The organism is Saccharospirillum alexandrii (assembly GCF_004000275.1).
GTDB classification, from domain to species: Bacteria; Pseudomonadota; Gammaproteobacteria; order Pseudomonadales; family Natronospirillaceae; genus Saccharospirillum; species Saccharospirillum alexandrii.
The window spans coordinates 1,169,660-1,186,579 of record NZ_RCIP01000002.1 but is presented as its reverse complement, the minus strand read 5'-3'; the positions used below and the strand labels follow the sequence as shown (position 1 = coordinate 1,186,579).

14 protein-coding genes are annotated in these 16,920 nt (G+C 59.8%); 3 read left to right on the top strand and 11 right to left on the bottom strand.

The features are described from left to right. Positions 1–116: 116 nt before the first annotated feature. The 9 genes from EP166_RS13095 to EP166_RS13055 form a co-directional block, all read right to left on the bottom strand. Positions 117–1,808, bottom strand: coding sequence for an acyl-CoA dehydrogenase family protein (locus EP166_RS13095; RefSeq protein WP_127557653.1), 1,692 nt, complete (start codon positions 1,806–1,808; stop codon positions 117–119). 58 nt (positions 1,809–1,866) lie between these two features. Beyond that, positions 1,867–2,874, bottom strand: coding sequence for an AAA family ATPase (locus EP166_RS13090; protein ID WP_127557651.1), 1,008 nt, complete (start codon positions 2,872–2,874; stop codon positions 1,867–1,869). Next, on the bottom strand, positions 2,850–3,431 hold the full coding sequence (gene pnuC, locus EP166_RS13085) for a nicotinamide riboside transporter PnuC (protein WP_127557649.1): 582 nt from the start codon (positions 3,429–3,431) through the stop codon (positions 2,850–2,852). Before pnuC ends, EP166_RS13090 begins: the two co-directional genes overlap by 25 nt. Then, positions 3,428–4,786, bottom strand: a complete 1,359-nt coding sequence (locus EP166_RS13080; RefSeq protein WP_127557647.1) for a phenylacetate--CoA ligase family protein — start codon at positions 4,784–4,786, stop codon at positions 3,428–3,430. Before EP166_RS13080 ends, pnuC begins: the two co-directional genes overlap by 4 nt. After that, positions 4,783–5,520: a hypothetical protein gene (locus EP166_RS13075; protein ID WP_127557645.1), complete on the bottom strand. Its 738-nt coding sequence runs from the start codon at positions 5,518–5,520 to the stop codon at positions 4,783–4,785. Before EP166_RS13075 ends, EP166_RS13080 begins: the two co-directional genes overlap by 4 nt. A gap of 3 nt (positions 5,521–5,523) precedes the next feature. Beyond that, positions 5,524–7,284 carry a VWA domain-containing protein gene (locus EP166_RS13070; RefSeq protein ID WP_127557643.1) on the bottom strand — a complete coding sequence of 587 codons (1,761 nt, stop codon included), beginning with the start codon at positions 7,282–7,284 and terminating at the stop codon, positions 5,524–5,526. Next, complete coding sequence (locus tag EP166_RS13065) at positions 7,281–8,213, bottom strand: hypothetical protein (protein ID WP_127557641.1); 933 nt, start codon at positions 8,211–8,213, stop codon at positions 7,281–7,283. The genes EP166_RS13070 and EP166_RS13065 overlap by 4 nt, the downstream gene beginning before the upstream one ends. A 70-nt stretch (positions 8,214–8,283) precedes the next feature. After that, on the bottom strand, positions 8,284–9,873 hold the full coding sequence (locus EP166_RS13060; protein WP_127557639.1) for an AAA family ATPase: 1,590 nt from the start codon (positions 9,871–9,873) through the stop codon (positions 8,284–8,286). Positions 9,874–9,937: 64 nt separating this feature from the next. Beyond that, positions 9,938–10,201 (bottom strand): tetratricopeptide repeat protein, encoded by a 264-nt coding sequence (locus EP166_RS13055; RefSeq protein ID WP_164743930.1) that lies wholly within the window; start codon positions 10,199–10,201, stop codon positions 9,938–9,940. Positions 10,202–10,538: 337 nt separating this feature from the next. On the opposite strand from EP166_RS13055, the gene recQ reads away from it, so the two are divergent. Next, positions 10,539–12,347, top strand: a complete 1,809-nt coding sequence (recQ, locus tag EP166_RS13050; protein ID WP_127557635.1) for a DNA helicase RecQ — start codon at positions 10,539–10,541, stop codon at positions 12,345–12,347. A gap of 258 nt (positions 12,348–12,605) precedes the next feature. On the opposite strand, the gene EP166_RS13045 is transcribed toward recQ, so the two are convergent. Continuing rightward, positions 12,606–13,817, bottom strand: coding sequence for an MFS transporter (locus tag EP166_RS13045; RefSeq protein WP_246026290.1), 1,212 nt, complete (start codon positions 13,815–13,817; stop codon positions 12,606–12,608). A 272-nt stretch (positions 13,818–14,089) separates the two neighbouring features. On the opposite strand from EP166_RS13045, the gene trxC reads away from it, so the two are divergent. Next, positions 14,090–14,524: a thioredoxin TrxC gene (trxC, locus tag EP166_RS13040; protein WP_127557633.1), complete on the top strand. Its 435-nt coding sequence runs from the start codon at positions 14,090–14,092 to the stop codon at positions 14,522–14,524. A 7-nt stretch (positions 14,525–14,531) separates the two neighbouring features. Here the strand turns inward: trxC and EP166_RS13035 are convergent, their stop codons facing one another. Then, the gene (locus tag EP166_RS13035) at positions 14,532–15,149 is read right to left on the bottom strand and encodes a rhomboid family intramembrane serine protease (RefSeq protein WP_127557631.1); all 618 of its coding nucleotides are present in this window, start codon (positions 15,147–15,149) and stop codon (positions 14,532–14,534) included. A 214-nt stretch (positions 15,150–15,363) separates the two neighbouring features. On the opposite strand from EP166_RS13035, the gene EP166_RS13030 reads away from it, so the two are divergent. Then, positions 15,364–16,710, top strand: coding sequence for a methyltransferase domain-containing protein (locus EP166_RS13030; RefSeq protein WP_127557629.1), 1,347 nt, complete (start codon positions 15,364–15,366; stop codon positions 16,708–16,710). Positions 16,711–16,920 lie beyond the last annotated feature (210 nt).

The following is a 16,920-nucleotide window of genomic DNA, read 5'->3' as shown; positions in this document are numbered from 1 at the left end:
CATATCCCGAAGTCTAGGCCCCATGGATGGGTTCATGCCGGCCCCGGTCAGGTCTACCCGGTGGTCAGCACGAACTCCAGCCACTCAATAGAACCGTGCCGCAACGAAGGCAGCCACTAGCCTACCAGAGGCACCGCCCGGTCAATGATTCCCTTGCAATGGATTCCCGTGGGTAGCCCGCCCAGGTTGACCTGGGTGCCTGGCGTTAGCCGTGAGGCGATGAAGGCGTCGGCGATGTTGGCGTCGCCGTGGCGGAGCAGGATGCTGGCCTGGAGGGCCAGGGCCATGGGGTCGACCAGGGCGCGCGCGCGGTATTCAAGGTCAGACGTGTTGGCCCAGTCCCGTTTTAGTTGATCCAGATAAGCGTCGTAGCGGGGAGATTCGGTGCGGGCCTGATCGAGTTCTTTGAACAGGGCGGTCAGGGCGTCCGGGGTCTTCTGGACCGCGCGCAGCACATCGAGGCACTGAATGTTGCCCGAGCCTTCCCAGATGGCGTTGACAGGGGCCTCCCGGTAGAGACGCGGCAAGACGTTCTCTTCAACATAGCCCACGCCACCAATGCATTCCATGGCCTCGTAGGTCAGGTGCGGGGTGCGTTTGCAGACCCAGTATTTGCCGATCGGGTTGGTCAGTCTGGCCAGCAGGCCTTCGTGTTCCGAGTCGGCCGCCTGGTCCAGTGAGTGGCCGATGCGCAGGGCCAGTGCCAGCGCCGCTTCGGATTCGATGGCCAGATCCGCCAGAACGTTTTGCATCAGTGGCTGGTCATGCAGGGCTTTGCCGAAAGCTGACCGGCCCGAGGTGTGGTGCAGAGCCTGGGCGGTGGCGGCGCGGATCAGGGCGGCGGAGCCGACAGTGCAATCAAAGCGGGTCATCGCGACCATTTCGATGATGGTCGGTACGCCCCTGCCTTCCTCGCCCAGCAGCCAGGCTTCGGCACCGCGGAATTCGATTTCCGAGGAGGCGTTGGAGCGGTTGCCTAGCTTGTCCTTCAGGCGTTGAATAAACAGAGCGTTCTTGGTGCCATCGGGCCGCCAGCGCGGCAGCAGGAAACAGGACAAACCGGCCTCGGTTTGCGCGAGGGTCAGGAAGGCGTCGCACATGGGGGCAGAGCAGAACCATTTATGGCCGATCAGTTCGTAGCGCTCGCCCGGACCTCGTGTGCTAATTGGGTAGGCCCTGGTGGTGTTGGCGCGCACGTCGGAGCCACCCTGTTTCTCGGTCATCGCCATGCCGATGGTTAACCCTGCTTTCTCAAAAAACGGAACGTTTCTCGGGTCGTAGTGGCGGGCGGTTATTTTCGGCAGCCAGTCTTTGGCGACCGATTCTGTGCCGGCGATGGCCGGTACCGCCGCAAAGGTCATGGTCAGTGGGCAGGCAGAACCGGCGTCGGCGTGCATGTGCAGGTATTCGAGCCCAGCCCGGGCAACGTGAGCCCCCGCTTTGCGCTCGCGCCAGGGCAGGGATGGAACGCCCGCTTCAACGGCGGTTTTCATCAATTCATGGTAGGCCGGGTGAAAGCGAACCTCGTCGATGCGCTCGCCGAAGCGATCGTGCGAGTGAAAGGTCGGTTCGACGATGTTGGCGGCAAAACCGGCGTCGATCAGATCACCACCGCAGCGAGCGCCGTAGGCGGATAAGTCCGCCTCGGACCAGTGGCCGCCAAAGACGCCAATCCAGTGCTGCAGGGCGCGGTCGCTATGGTACAGGTTGTAGTCAGCCAGAGGCGCAGGCTGATTGAACACCTCGTGCGTATTCGGTTGAGCCAGGTGGTGGTCGCGGTCGAAGGGCTGGGGATCTGGGTGTTTCATCGTCGGCCTCGTTGATCGGCTCGGGTCTGTTCATCCTAACGCCGGGGCGTGTCCTGTGTCACGACAGCAAGTGGCGCTGGCGCTCGGACAACGAGCCGGTCAGATGATGAGGGTTCAAACCGCGCTCCGCCAGCTCCCTGTGGTATTGGGCTTGCTGTTGCTGACGGAAGGCTTCCGGGCTGCGGGTGCCGTCCTGCACCATCGGAAAATCGGCGGCGCAGAGCCACAACTGGTGGTAGGGGCGTTCGGCCAGAGCCACCAGCTCAGCCGGTGGGGGCACGTCGAACATCAGTTGATGGTAAATCAACGTCGTCAATGGGGTGGTGTCACAGACGATGCCGGTCTTTCCCATGGCCAGGGCCTGTTGTACGGCCTGGTTTTCCCGGTCTACCTGAGTGCGGGCGATGGTCAGCAGGTCATCTGATGTTAGAGCACCGCCACGCTCATGCCAGAACTCGCGCCCGAATTCAGCGACCCAGGGCCAATTGCGTTGCTCGGCCAACCATTGGCTTAAGCACGTTTTCCCGGTCGATTCAGCGCCGAGCACAGCGATGCGCTGGCAGGTCTGGGCCGCGTAGACGGGCGGCTCGACCCACTCAGTATTGGGTTGACTGCGCAATGACGTGCCACTGACCGGAAATCGGATCCGGTCCCGGTCAACCACCACAGACTCGACCGGCTGCTGCCAGTGGGCCGAAAGAAAATCAGCGAACCCCGGGCCGTAGTCTTCACTGCTGAACACCGCATCCACCGTCGTTTGCAGCCGGAGATCGATCAGGTCAGCGCAGAATTGGCGCTGGTGCTCATCGCTCGCGTCGTTCCGGGGCATCGACAGCCCAAGGCGAACCGCATCGATGGCATCCAGGACCTGGTGTTCAACAGTGGGCATTGCTTGCGCCAGCCAGAGGCGTCGCAAGTCAGCGGTACAACCGGCGAATTCGGGCCGCGAATAGCTAAGCACGATCAGCCGGTCACAAGCCGATTCCGCGCATTCGAGCAGATAGCGATGACCGGCGTGCAGGGGCGAGAACTTGCCGACGACTAGGCCGGTTCGGAAGCGAGACATTCAGCCCTCAGTTCCCGGTGCCAGCGCCAGAGGCCGTAGCAGGCGTTAAGCCAGAAGCCTACATAAACAATCGCCGTCAAGCTCAGGCCGCGCGAGGCGTAGAGCGGAACGGCAACGGTGTTGACGATCAGCCAGAACCACCAGGTCTCAAGGCGGCGTTTCATTAACAGCAGCTGCGCCAGCACGCTGAAGGTCAGCACTGCTGAATCGGCGAAGGGTGCATAGGCATCGGTGTTCAGGTACAGGATGTAGCCATAGACCAGCAAGGTTCCCGTGGCGATCAGGCTGAACAGCCCGAGCATAGGCCAGGGCGTGCGCTGAATCTCTGCGGCGGCACCGCCGCGTTGCCATTGTTGCCAGCCAATGACACTGGTGCCGATGTAGAACACCATCAGGGTGGCATCGGCGTAGAGTTGCACCTGATAGAACAACACGCCAAACAGCACACAACCGATGATGCCGAGTGTCCAGGTGTGGCGATGGTTGCGAGCGGCGAGAAACACACTGCTCAGAAAAAAGGCGTTGGCGCTGTATTCCAGCAGGGTCAGGCTGGTCATCCGTTGTGGGCTCCGGGGTAGTGGCTGGTGTATTGAATGAGTTTGTCGGCTTTGGTTTGGAGGTGATTGATGCGAATTGGGAACCCGGCACCAAAGGCGTTGCCCAGTGCGCGCTCCAGAGCGGCGTGATTGGCGTTTCCCAGCACGCCGAGTGTCAGCCCGCCGCGTTGATCCTGATGCAATTGATACTGAGCCAGGCCAAAGGGCTGCAAGATATGGGTGATGTCGACGTTGTTGAGCCAGCCTGTAGCGGTTTTATACCGGACCGGCGGGCGACCATCCAGTTGTTGCAGATAGCGTCGGCCCCGTGTGTCTTCGATCAGGCAGGCGTAATCGCCGGTACGGTAGCGTAGCAGGGGCAGGCAGGGGTTAAAGCCGCCGGTCAGGGTGATTTCGCCGCGCTCGGCGGGCGTTGTTACTGGCTTGCCCTGGCGATCCAGAATCTCTACCTGAAGCGTCGACTGAACCAGGCGCAGGCCGTTGCCGCTGCCGTCGTCGGCCGCGATGGGGCCAGCTTCGTTCATCGAATACAGGTTAATAACCGGGCACCGAAACCGGTGCACCAGCCGATCTTTCAGGCCCTGCAGCAGCGTCATGGAGGTCGATAGTATTGCCGCCGGGCGATGGCTGAACGCCAGACTCAACAGCGTGCTCAGGCTGCGCGGGTCGCCGGTGATCAGCAGGGGTTTGCAGGCATCGATGTAGCGGCCCCGGGCGTCCGGCTCGGGCCAGTCGGCCGGGTTCAGGTTCGTTTTCAGCAGGACTTTATCGTCCCAGTAGGGCAACACCGAGGCATAGGTAAAGCAGCGTTGCTGGTCGCCGACCAGCATCACGCCTGTATTGCCCGAAAGCGATTGCAGGTCAATGCCGTGCCAACTGAGGATGCGTTCGTGAAAGCAGTGATAACGCGCTGCGACCAGGGGCAATGACGGTACTGTAAGCGGGTGCCCGGTGGTGCCACTGGTTTCATAGGCGATCAGCTGTGCCGGGTCGATGTCATCCGGTACGAAGGCGGGGAGGTTGCGGCTCAGGTCATGGCGGCTGGTGGTTGGCAAGGCCGACACGTCATTGTGCCAGGGGTAGTGCCGGTAGTACGGCACCTGTTGCCGGCAACGGGCCAGAAAAGCCGGCATCCAGCGCGGATCAGGCTGCTGCATGGCGGCTTTGTCGGCGTGTAATTGCCTGACCGCCTGGGCCGTGAGCCGATGACCACTGCGCCCGGTATACCGCGGTGCATCCGGGTGCTCCAGGCACTGGCGCAAGCGAGTTGCCGCCCGAGGGGTTAGCCCGGGCAGGCGCTCGGTGTCTACCCAGGGGTCGGCTTCTACTGGTCGTTGGGCCGGTTTCATCGTCATTCGCGGGTGTACTTATCGGCGGCTTCACGCGCCCGCTGCTCTGCCAGTGCCTGGCGGATGGCTTCGGCGCGTTCCTCGGCGGCGCGCGAAGCGGCCACCACGCGGGCGCGTTCGGTTGAGCTGACCATCAACAGCCGGTCCCGGGCTTCGCGATCGGTTTCACCCTGAGGTTTTAACCGCAGGCCATTGAGTGCCAGTCGAATCAGTTCCTCGCGCTGGTCTTCATCGTGCCGGTTGGGGTGGGTTTGCGCCATCAGGGTGTCGGCCGAGCGCATCAGGCTCACCAGATCGGAAGCGAACAGGGTGGCTTCGATAAAGGCGTCGTCGGCCAGGAGCCAGACCATTTGCAACAGCGCGCTGGGAGGCTCGGCTGTTACTGCTTGCAGCTGGTGCGCTGCATCTGTGTTTGCCAGGTCGTGCTGAGCCAGTGCTGTCCGGGTCTCCCGTTCAACGGCGTCGAGTACAGCGGCATCGAGATTCTCGTATTGCTGATAGAGCCGGGCGAACTCGGCTTCATCCAGTTCGACGACGGTGCTTTCAACCGTGCCTGACTGGCACAGCGGCAGATTTGCCAGCGGGGCCAGTGCATCTGGGGTGGCCTCAGAATCAAGCCGCCGCACCAAATCGTGCAACACGGCGAGCAGGTCCAGTCCTCGTGGGCCGGGGGATTCGGGGTAAGCCAGCAGACGCTGGTGCAGGCGATGCATCGATGGCCCGCTTTGCAGTTCAGACATGCCTCAGCGCTCTCCCTGTGATGTGGCGTCGGCGCCATAGTATTGTCTGGAAAACTCGCGGGCGAACTGGAGCATGGGTTCCAGCCCGTTAACCCGGTAAACCTGCCAGCCTTGTTGCTGGCCCAGTTGAATGCGTTCCATGGCCGATTTCAGCCAGGATGATTGCTGCAACCGGGGATCATCCAGGTCGTAGGGCAAGTCCAGCACCCAGTGTCCGGCGCCCTGGCAGTGCTGCAAGGTCCGGGCGCTGATCTGTTCGCCGGGCGTGCCGGCTTCGTCGTCCTGGAACATCGAACTGATGCCATCGTCGGATAACATCACCACCTGGGTCGGGGTTTGCCGGGGCTGGGCGTAGGTGGTGCGCAGCTGTTTCAGCGGAAAGCTGGTGCCACCGCCAAAGAAACCCGTCAGCACCTGCAAGGCAGCGGTTTCGTTGCGAATAAACCCCTCGGTGGCCAGGCACTGATGCGCGCCGCTCCACAGGGTTACCTGCACCGCTGCTCCGGCTCTCAGGGCCGATACACAGAGCAGGGCGCCGGCCAGCGCCGGGTAGGATATGCGCCGCTGGGGGTTGGGCATGGAGCCCGAACTGTCGACGTAGAGGTCGAGATCACAGGGTTGATGGTGCTGCGCATCCGGGTTGTCTTGTCCGTACACGGCTTTCTGGGTGGTAAACCCCGGAATGGGCGGGTTACCTGCCAGCAAGGTGGCGAACCAGTCGATATCGGCGGGGTCGCCACCGGCCTGCCAGACCTCGACGCCTTCGCGCAGAAACTCCCCCGGGCTGGGCGTGACCCGGGCGGGAAACGGCAGCAAATAAGGGCGGACCGCATCGCGATAGTAGCGCACGGCTGCATCGTGCCGGGTGATGTCGACACCGGCGGCTTTGAGGATCTCGAACGCATCCTGGGGTTCCAGTGCCTGGCCCCGGGCGCTCACGCCCTGTTCGCCATTTTGCGCCGGGTCTTTCCCGTCTGTTGTCGCTGGCAGGTCGGTCAGTTCGGTGTCGCGGCTCGGGTGCAGGCTATCGATGTGTGGCACCTGAAGCACGCCGGTGCCCTGATACCCTTGCCCCGCTTCGGCGGTATCCTGCAGGGTGGCAAAGGTCTCAGCGGCAGATTCCGCTTCGTCGATCAGATAACTGAGCAGCAGGCTGGCGAAGCGGCTGGCGCCGGTCAGCCAATCCTTGCTGTAGACCTTGATGATTCTGCTGCCCAGCCAGGCGTCCCCTTCCTTTTCGGGGCTGATGTCAGCGGGGGTCAGCGTGCCGGGGGCCAGTTGCCAGAGGCGCTCATAAATACGCATATACAGCGCCCAGAGCGGGCTGCCCTGGCCGGTATTCAGCCGTTGGTACAGTTGGTCCATCCGGCATTGGGTGTGGCGCTGCAGGCGGTGATTGATCAGCAAGTCGGTGTACAGATTGGCCACCAGTGGCGCCTGGTGTTCGACACTGGGCAACGCCTGGCGGATGACAGCGAGTAACTGCAAATGCCGGGTCATGTTGGCCGGGGCATACACATGGTGCCCGATTTCGTGCGCCAGAATTTCCAGTGCGAAGTCGGTCAGGTCACGTTCGATCACCATGGGCAGGTTGACCATAACGCGTTGCGAGGCCAGACGAATGGCGGCAATGTTATCGGTCAGCCCGGCTGATTGTGTTGCTTCAACATCAAACAGCCAGAGCGGCTCCTGCAATTGAAGATGCTCGCTCCACAACTGCAACGCCGGGTGCCAGTGGTGTTGCCAGGTGTCCAGTTCGCTCATGGCTGTTCCCCGGTTTTCGGGATCACCCGCAGGGCGTAGCTGTCGTGAAAACTGACGATCCATTCATGGCGGCGTTCCAGGCATTGGCGTGGTGTTTCAATGCCCTGGGACAAGTGGGCGAGAGCGGTCGGAAGTCGCTTGCACTCCGGGACGGGAAGCAGCATTGGGTGATGGCTCGCTGTGGGCAGCAATGTCTGGCCGAAGGCGTCTATGTACAGGTGCCAGCACTCCTGCCCAGCCTGAACCAGCGTCTGCCCCGGGGCGATCAGCAATCGGGGCCTGGCGGTAAAGTCACCACCCAGCCAGTGGGAAGCACCGAGGTGGACCGGGGCGCTGTGCCAACCCAGTGTCGACCCTTGCCACCAGGGGTGTTCGAACGCCTCTGGGTCGCCCAGTGCCAGAGTTTTCAGCCAGTCGGGGTGTCGGTGTAAGGCGTGCAGGGCGGCGTCACGATACTGCGGCAACCCGGCCATCCAGCTGAACATCAGCAGGGCATCGGGGGTGGCGTCGGGCGCAGGCAAACAGCGTTGCCAGTGGTCGAGCAGCCCGGTTCGCTGACCGGCATCAGGTAGATGGGACAATGCATTTAACAGCTGGGTCAGCAGCCGGGGTGCTGCATCCGGGTAGGGCGCCAGCCAGGTTGGCAACAGCTGTTGAAACAGCCGGTCGGTGACCGGTTGGTGTTCGGCTCTTAGCCAGCCGTGGCGAGTCAGGGTCAGGCCGCACTGGTAGGCGGTTTCGCACAAGGCGGCTTTGTTTGAAGGCGACCACTGATCCAGGCTTGTTAGCAACGAATCGAGATTGTGCTGTACAAAGCGGCCAAAGGCACTGGCAAACTGCACCGGATCACCCTGGCGCGCGAGCCGGTAAGCCTGATTGAGCGAGTCGGCCTGACGCGTCAGGTAGTGTGCCAGCCACTCAGATTTCATGGCATCTATCCGGTGCCCGTGACCTGGAAGCGCGACCTTTCCAGTCTAATTCCGGGTTCTGCATCAGCCATTAACCCTGACTGCTCAGCCAGCGCTGATAATTGCTGTAGCGCTGGTGCAGGTATTTAAGCGTCATCGCATCATCGTGCACCGCTCCCGAGAGTTTGTTGCCAGCCGCCAACTGATGCAGGGTGCGTTCAATCTGTTCCAGCCGTTTGCGGCATTGCTTGTCGGAAACGCCTTCCAGCCCTGCGTCGAGTTCGGCTTTCAGCTCGGCCACCTCATCTTTCCGGTGCCGGCCCTGGCGTTCAAACTCGGCGCAGCTGAGCTGGAACAGATGGCGCAACCAACCGATTTTATCGCTGAGCAACGCGGCGTTTTCCGGTTGTTGAAAAAAAGGTGCATCGGCATCGGCGAACAGGCGCGAATGCAACACAAAAGGCAGCATCTGCGTCAGGTCGTTGAGTTCAACTTCGGTGTTGCCCCGGAAAAACGCCATGGCTTTGGCGTAGACAATCAGCGACATCAGGCTGCGCACCGACAGGCCATTGCGCGTCTGACAGCCCAGGTCAGCGAGGCGGTCGCGGCCGTCTTCAAGCATGGCCAACTGGTGTCTGGGTACACCGGCCAGCCGGGAGGTATCTTTGCTTTTGTATTCGAACTGCTGCCCGGAATACTCACTGAATTCGAACTGACTGGCGAAGAATTCCAGCCGCTGGCGCAAGTCTGCGGGCAGGGTGACAGCGCGGATGGATCGCTCCATCTGGTCCATTTCCGCCTCGGAAAACTGCAGGGCATCGGGCAGGCAATCGGCCGGGTCGACGCCTTCTTCAATACGCAACAGCAAATCATCCAGAAACCTCGGGTTGAATGGCAGTGCCTGCACGACAACGTCGATACGATCTTTCAGTGCCTCGATCACCGGGTAAGTACCACCGCCCTGGTCGTCGTTGGCGGTCAGGTACCAGGCCGCGGGCGGGCACTCGTGAATCTGGTTGAACATTTCCGCGTAGTTGTCGCCCATCACGGTCAGCAAGGCACTTTGGGTACGGGTTGGAATGCGGTTGTATTCATCGACGATCTTGACGCGCATGTTCAGCCAGCGGCGCCAGCTGATGCGGATATCGGATTCCTGCTCGGCCTGCATCAGATCCATCGGCATGGGGTTGCCCAGCAAGTCAGCGACGGTCATTTGCGGGTGCCCGTGCTGCATGGCACGGCGGACTTCCTTGGGGCTGTAGCCGCCAAGCAACCCCATCAACAAGGCAGAGGCCGTTTTGCCGCGACCCGGGCCGCCAATAAACAGGCATTTTCTGCGTGCGGCGAAGGTCAGCAGTGGGAGCAGGATAAAGCTGGAGTAGCTCTGGTCCGTTGGCAGGAAAAGCGGCGTCTGGCTGTCACCGAATTGAATGGGCTGGGGCGCAGACACATTATATTCAACGTCGTAATGCGGGCTGATGACGGCGTGATTAACGATCCAGAAGTACGCCTGGCGCAGTTTTTCATCAAGCGGGGCGGTACTACTCTCTTCGGCATCGTCAGCCTCGCCGAAGGGGCCATTGACCAGAGAGGTCACATCAAAGGCCACCTCCTTTGGCTTGCCTGTAGCGGGGCGCGTTGGAGAGGCTGAAATACGGGAAAACGGATTGAGTCCTTTCATGGCTACCCACGAGGTGATGGCTTTGAAAGGCGGCAGTATGCCAGAAATCGTTCATTTGGCGAATTCAGGAATGGCTGTTTGAATCGCTTTCAAGCAATGCCAGCCGGGCTTTGAGTACGGTGTTGTCCGGATCAGACTCCAGAGCTCTTTCCAGCAATTTGATGGCATCCTGATGACGGCCAAAACCCTCAAACGCATCGACCTGATCCAGCAACCAGCGATCATTCTGCTGCGCCCGGTCTTTCCTGCTCGGTCCCTTGCTGATCGATCGAAGATACACGAACAGCACCAGGACCAGCATGATGGCGCCTACGCCTGCGATGCCCATGGTATGACCCTTCTCGTCTGTGTTCGGTGGCTGTGGTCCGCGTCGGCTACCGGTGGTGCCTCTGCAGGGTCGGCGTGAATCCATCCATGGAGCCTAGGCCGCATGATATGAATCCCATCCGTGGGATTCACCCTTTGGGCTCGCTGCGCTCATGCTAAAACGCTCCCCGCGTTTTAGTCCATGCTGCGGACTACCCCGCAGAGGCACCACCGGCACCCGACGCTCGCAATGTGCGACCTCCGCAAATCTAATTTTAAGTATAGTCCTGTGATCGAATTGACACGAATACCCGGGTTGCGGCCCTGTTGGCGACCCCTGCTTTCGGTATACTGCCCTGATGACACAGACTCCTCTCTCCGTTCTCAACCACGTCTTTGGCTTCGATGCCTTCCGTGGCCCGCAACAAGCCGTAATCGATGCGCTGGTCTCGGGGCAGGATGCGCTGGTGCTGATGCCCACCGGGGGTGGCAAGTCCCTGTGTTATCAGATTCCAGCCCTGGTTCGGCCGGGCACCGGCGTGGTGATCTCCCCGCTGATTGCCCTGATGCAGGATCAGGTAAACGCCTTACGTACCCTAGGCGTTCGCGCCGGCTTTCTCAATTCGACGCTCTCGTTCGATGCGGTGCAGCAAACCGAAACCGCCTTGCTCGCCGGTGAGATGGATTTGCTCTATATCGCGCCGGAGCGTCTGTTGCAGCTGCGAACGCTTGAGTTGTTGAAGGCCGCCAACATCAGCCTGTTTGCCATTGACGAAGCGCATTGTGTATCGCAATGGGGGCATGATTTCCGGGCCGATTATTTAAAACTGGATGTGTTGCAGCGTGAATTTCCTTCGGTGCCGCGCATCGCGCTGACCGCAACCGCCGATCAGCGTACGCGGCAAGACATTCAGCAGCGATTGGGCTTGCTGAATGCGCCGGCCTTTATCAGCGGCTTTGACCGGCCCAATATTTTTTACCGGATTCAGCCCAAGCAAACACCGCGGAAGCAATTACTGGCGTTTTTGAAGCAAACGCCCGAAGAGCAGGCGGGCATTGTCTATTGCTTGTCGCGCAAGAAGGTTGAGCAAACCGCCGACTGGTTGCGCACCCAGGGCTATAACGCCTTGCCTTACCACGCGGGGTTATCGGCCGATGTTCGCCAGGATCATCAGTCCCGATTTCTGCGTGAAGACGGCATTATTATGGTGGCGACCATCGCCTTTGGCATGGGCATCGATAAACCGGATGTGCGCTTCGTGGTGCATCTGGATTTGCCGAAAAGCATCGAAGCCTACTACCAGGAGACCGGTCGTGCCGGTCGCGACGGCGAACCGTCAACGGCTTTGTTGCTCTATGGGTTTGAAGATGTGGTCAAACTGCGCCAGATGATGGCCCAGTCAACCGGCAGCGATGAACATCAGCGCTACGAGCAACAGCGGCTGAATGCCATGTTGGGGTTGTGTGAAGTCACAACGTGTCGCCGCCAAGTGCTGTTGCGTTATTTCGATGAACACCTTGAGCAGCCCTGCGGGCATTGCGACACCTGTATCGAACCGGTTGAAACCTGGGATGCTACGGATGCCGCGCGCAAGGCGTTGTCTTGTGTTTACCGGACCGGTCAGCGCTTCGGTGCCAATCACATCATCGATGTGCTGCGCGGCAGTGAAAATGAAAAACTGCGTCGCTTCGGTCACGACCAACTCTCAACCTATGGCATTGGCAAAGATCTCAGCGCCAATGACTGGCGATCGGTCATGCGCCAGTTGGTAGCACTGGGCTATTTGAATGTTGACCCGGAAGGCTTCGGTGGGCTGCAACTGACCGATGCGTGCAGGCCAGTCCTGAAGGGCGAGCAAAGCCTGGCACTGAGACGAGATGCCACCCCGGTCAAATCCAGTGGTGAACGCAAGCCCCGGGTCAGTGACGATATTGCCGATCAGGACCAGCCACTCTGGGAAGCCTTGCGGGAAGTGCGTCGCCAGTTGGCTCTGGAACACAACCTGGCTCCCTTCATGGTCTTCCACGATAAAACCCTGAAAGACATGCTGGCGTTGCGACCCCAAAGCCTCGATGAGTTGCGGGCGGTTTCCGGTGTGGGTGATAGTAAACTGGAGCGTTATGGGGAGGCGTTTTTGGCTGTGTTTACGGAGCGGTTGCCTGCTTGAGAGGTTGCTTCTTCTACCCCTAAGGTTGGCCTGGATGCCTGGCGTTCGTGCCAGTAACCGGGTAGGCCTATCCGGGGTCGGCGTAAACCCGTCCATGGGGCCTAGACCACAGGATATGAATCCCCTCCATGGGATTCACCCTTCGGGCTCGCTACGCTCATGCTAAAACACTCCCGGCGTTTTAGTCCATGCTGCAGACTTCCCCGGATAGGCCTACCCGGTCACCGTCACTTGGACAGTGGTTGCAAAATCCACTGTTTAGACCCGAAAAGACTGCCGCGCCAGAATCAAACCGACCAACACATAAGCTGCCATCGTCCAGAGCAGTGCAGAAGCACTGATGCCAGCATCAATCATAAGGCCGAATAACGCCGGGGAAGCAGCTGTACTCATCACCCCAAGTGCGGTGACCAGTGAGCGGATGGCGCCGAGGTGAGTGGTGCCGTAAATTTCAGCCCAGAGTGCGTTCATGATCGTACCCGTCATGCCAATGCCGGTGCCGAGCATGGTCATCATGATGAAGACGACCCAGATGCCTTCAAAGGTGCCGGCAAACGCCAAGCCAGCAAACAGCGGAACGCCGAGAAATACCAATAGGCGAGCGGCCGAGAAACGGTCGACCAGAGTGCCAGTTATCAGCGACGCTACCCAGTGAACGCCGCCGTAAACAATGAAACTGGTGGCGAACAGGCCTGTGCTCCAGCCTTTTTCACTCAGAATAAACGCCTGTTGAATGAAGATGCCGGTCACGATAAAACCGGGTGCCAATAGCAGTGGCAAGGCCAGCCAGAAACGTTTGTCTCTTAGAACGGTGCGACGGGAGCCATCGGGAACATCATCCGGACGGAGTCGTTTTTCCATGCCCAGTCGTTCGACTTCGCTCGGGCCTGCCCGATGCAGCAGCCAGTGGGCTGTGGGCAGGTAGACGCCAATAATCACGATCGCCACCACCAGCCAGCTGTTCTGCCAGCCAACCAGGGCGATGATCAGTACCAGCAGACTGGGTAGAATCATTTCACCCAGCGGCACGCCGTTACCGGCAATGCTGATCGACTTGCCCCGGTTCACCGAGAAGTAGCGCCCCATGACGGTCATGGCGGTGTGTGGCATCAGTCCCTGGCCGAAAAAGCGGAGCATGAACAGGGCGATGACCAGGCTGAACAGCGAGTTCATTTGCCACATCAGCAGGCTGGCGGTAAACAAGCCCAGTGCGATCAGGGTGACAAAGAGCCGCAAGGCCAGTTTGTCGACCAGACCGCCGATGGCCATGATGGTCAGGCCACTGACCAGGGTTGCCACTGAATACGCCGACCCGTAGGCCGATGCCGACAGGCCGAGTTTTTCCTGAATCGGCGCGCCGAACCAGCTGATAAAGAACGACTGACCAAAGTTGCCAAAGAAGACCGTCAGCAAACCGAACACCAGCATCGGCCAGTACGACCGAAGCACGTCAACATATCCACGTATCACGAGAAAATTCCTGGAATAATGAGTGCCACAGAGGGCGAAAACAGCGGTTAACCGCTAAACGATGAGACACATCGTCGGGAGAGCGGTCAACGTTAGCACAGGTTAAGCTATGCTGACAAAGCGCGGTGACGGGACAGGCCGTTCAGTTGATCAGCGTCTGGATTGACCTGGGTCACTGTGGTGGACAGAGATGTTGAGATATTAAGTGAGAGCTGAGAGCTGCGAGTTTGGAACGTGGTGTTTTTTAGTTGAATGAGTCGGGAGGAGTTAAGATGAGTGACGCTGTCCATGTCGTCTGCCCTAGTTGCGATGCGGTGAATCGCATTCCGGCGGCGCGTCTGGCCGATGGGCCCAAGTGCGGTCAATGCAAGTCGGCGCTGTTTACCGGCAAGCCGCTGGCACTGACGGCCGCCAATTTTGAAAAACACATCGGGCGCAGTGACATTCCCGTAGTGGTGGATTTCTGGGCACCCTGGTGCGGGCCCTGCAAGATGATGGCGCCGCAATATGAGCAGGCGGCCCAGTCACTGGAGCCTGCTGTGCGGCTGGCCAAGCTGGATACGGAAGCCCATCAGGCGCTGGGTGCCCGCTATAACATTCGCAGCATTCCAACACTGGCCGTTTTTAAAGGCGGGCGTGAGGTTGCGCGCCAGGCCGGTGCGATGGGAATGAACGACATCATCCGTTGGGTGCGCAGCCAACTTTAGCCACCCTCTAGACTCGCGCCGTCTTCAGGATCCGCTTGCGTACAAAGGGAAGCCAGACATAGCCCAGAATGAAACCGCTGACCAGCCCGCCCATATGAGCGGCATTGTCGATTGGTCCAAAAAAACCGATGGCGATGTTAAGCGCAATAAAACCCAGGGTGTTTTTCAGGAAGGTAGTGCGAAACTCCGGTTTGAACAGTTTGGTGGTCAGCAGAGCCAGAAAGAAGCCGTACATGCCGAAAATGGCACCGGAAGCACCGACCGAGACAACGCCATAGTTGAACATCAGGCTGGTCAGGCTCGCCAGTACGCCGGTAATCAGATAGACAATGGCAAAGGAAACACGGCCAAGCAGCGGTTCGAGAAAAATGCCGATGTTGGCCAGCACCACAGCGTTGAAGATGAGGTGCAACAGGCCCCCGTGCAGAAACACGCTGGTCAGCAAGCGCCACCACTGACCATCGACCGTCAGCGGCCCGAAATTCCCGCCCAGCACCACCAGCTCCCGGGCGGGAAACCACAGGATGCTTTGGGTGTAGAGGGCAACCAATGCGAACAAGGCCGTGTTGATGTAGATAATGGCCGGGGTAAGCCAATACCCCTTGGTGGGGGTTAATAGGTTCATTCAGCGGTCTCTTTAGTCAGGTTGAGTAGGCTATTGGGGTCATTCGCGTTTGCTGCAAGGGTGTTTGCGTTGCGCTTACCCACAAAATCTGTGGATAAGGCTGTGTGCAAACTGGTAGCCAAACCGGTTCAGGCGATGCTTGTGCTTGTAACGAAAAGACGTTAAAAAACAAACAGTTAAATGTGTCTCTCACCGATTGCCAGAGCCGTTACCTATGCTTGATCGATCTGCCGAAATCCTGACTCTGATACAACAGGGGCGTTTAAGCCCGGCGCTGGCCCGTTTGAAGCTGTGGCTCAAAAAAGACCCCGGCAGTGCACCCGCCTGGCATTTACTCGGTGTTGTTCAATTGCACCGTCACGACTATAACGCGGCTGAAGCCGCGCTGCAGCAAGCGCTCCAAATAAGGCCGGAGGATGCCTACGCACGCAATAACCGGTCGCTGGTATTACTGCGCCTGGGCCGGGCCGAAGAGAGTCGACGGGAGGCGCAAGCGGCGATTGCCCGACAGGCAAACGAACCGGGTTTCCTGGCCAATCTTGGCTACGCCTGTGAAGCTCTGCGGGATTATGTCGCTATGGCAGACGCGTTCGAGCGGGCGCTGGCGCTGGGAGCAGACCTCAAGGAGTGCGGTCTGGCGATCGCCAAAGCGCGTCGCCAGTTGCAGCACTGGGCTGAAGCACGCGCCGCGCTGGCGCTTTTGTCGCTGACCGATCCGGATGTGCTAACGGAAACACTGGTTCTCGCTCATAGCAGCGGTGACCGGGCCACCATAGCCCGCACCGAAGCGCGGTGCGAGGGCGGCTGGGACACCATCGCAGGTGCTTTGGTCAAAGCGGGGCAGTTCGAGCCCGCAGAAGACTACTACCAGCGGCATCTGCAGTGCCACCCAGGCGATGCCAGTGCTCGCTACCTGCTGGAAGCGCTGACGGGGCGAGTGGCCAGAGAGGCGAATGCGGCCTACGTTTCAGCCGTGTTTGACGACGCAGCGGAGCAGTTTGACCAGCATTTGCTGGGGCCATTGGACTACCAGGCGCCCGCCTGGCTCACCCGTCATCTACCGAAATGGGCACCAGTGAACCGGGTGTGGGACTTTGGCTGTGGCACGGGCCTGGCTGCCGGTCCAATAAAACAGTTTTATCCCGAGGCAGACCTGATTGGCTTTGACCTCAGTGCGGCCATGCTGGAGCAGGCCAGGCAAAAAGGGCAATACCGGGCGCTGCACCAGTTGGATATCCGGGACCCTCATCTGTTTGATGTCCTGCCGGCCGATCAGCAAGCACCGGACCTGGTGTTGTTGATGGATGTGCTGATCTATGTGCCGGATGCCAGCCGGTGGCTGGCCAACGCCATGACAAAAATGCCAAAAGGCTGCCGCTGGGTGATAACGCTGGAGCAGGGCCATCATGAACGAATCCACAAACAGGGGCGAATTCAACACGATGGCGACGAACTGATGGCAGCGCTGCCACCGCACCGCTGCCTGTACGATGAGACCGCACCGTTAAGAGTAGAGGCTGGCAAGACGGTAACTGGCCGGTGGCTGGTGTTGGTGTCATGAGTCAGAAATTCGGCGGGTAATTTGTTTCGGTGGTTTTTCTGAATGTGGTGCCAGTCGGACTGCCGGGTACTCCTACTGGAGGCACGCCGTGAACCCTTCCCTGGGGGCTCGAAGACAACATCCATGTTGTCTAACGGCCTCCAGTAGAAGCACCCGGCAGTCCTTCGATCAATTTGTGGTTAAATTAGCGCGAATTTCTGACTCATGTCA

Bases quoted from the DNA above. Each gene is read 5' to 3' on its own strand.
- EP166_RS13095 (WP_127557653.1), bottom strand. From the start codon at position 1,808: ATGAAACACCCAGATCCCCAGCCCTTCGACCGCGACCACCACCTGGCT.
- EP166_RS13065 (WP_127557641.1), bottom strand. From the start codon at position 8,213: ATGAAATCTGAGTGGCTGGCACACTACCTGACGCGTCAGGCCGACTCG.
- EP166_RS13090 (WP_127557651.1), bottom strand. From the start codon at position 2,874: ATGTCTCGCTTCCGAACCGGCCTAGTCGTCGGCAAGTTCTCGCCCCTG.
- EP166_RS13070 (WP_127557643.1), bottom strand. From the start codon at position 7,284: ATGAGCGAACTGGACACCTGGCAACACCACTGGCACCCGGCGTTGCAG.
- EP166_RS13075 (WP_127557645.1), bottom strand. From the start codon at position 5,520: ATGTCTGAACTGCAAAGCGGGCCATCGATGCATCGCCTGCACCAGCGT.
- EP166_RS13035 (WP_127557631.1), bottom strand. From the start codon at position 15,149: ATGAACCTATTAACCCCCACCAAGGGGTATTGGCTTACCCCGGCCATT.
- EP166_RS13060 (WP_127557639.1), bottom strand. From the start codon at position 9,873: ATGAAAGGACTCAATCCGTTTTCCCGTATTTCAGCCTCTCCAACGCGC.
- EP166_RS13030 (WP_127557629.1), top strand. From the start codon at position 15,364: ATGCTTGATCGATCTGCCGAAATCCTGACTCTGATACAACAGGGGCGT.
- recQ (WP_127557635.1), top strand. From the start codon at position 10,539: ATGACACAGACTCCTCTCTCCGTTCTCAACCACGTCTTTGGCTTCGAT.
- trxC (WP_127557633.1), top strand. From the start codon at position 14,090: ATGAGTGACGCTGTCCATGTCGTCTGCCCTAGTTGCGATGCGGTGAAT.
- EP166_RS13055 (WP_164743930.1), bottom strand. From the start codon at position 10,201: ATGGGCATCGCAGGCGTAGGCGCCATCATGCTGGTCCTGGTGCTGTTC.
- EP166_RS13080 (WP_127557647.1), bottom strand. From the start codon at position 4,786: ATGACGATGAAACCGGCCCAACGACCAGTAGAAGCCGACCCCTGGGTA.
- pnuC (WP_127557649.1), bottom strand. From the start codon at position 3,431: ATGACCAGCCTGACCCTGCTGGAATACAGCGCCAACGCCTTTTTTCTG.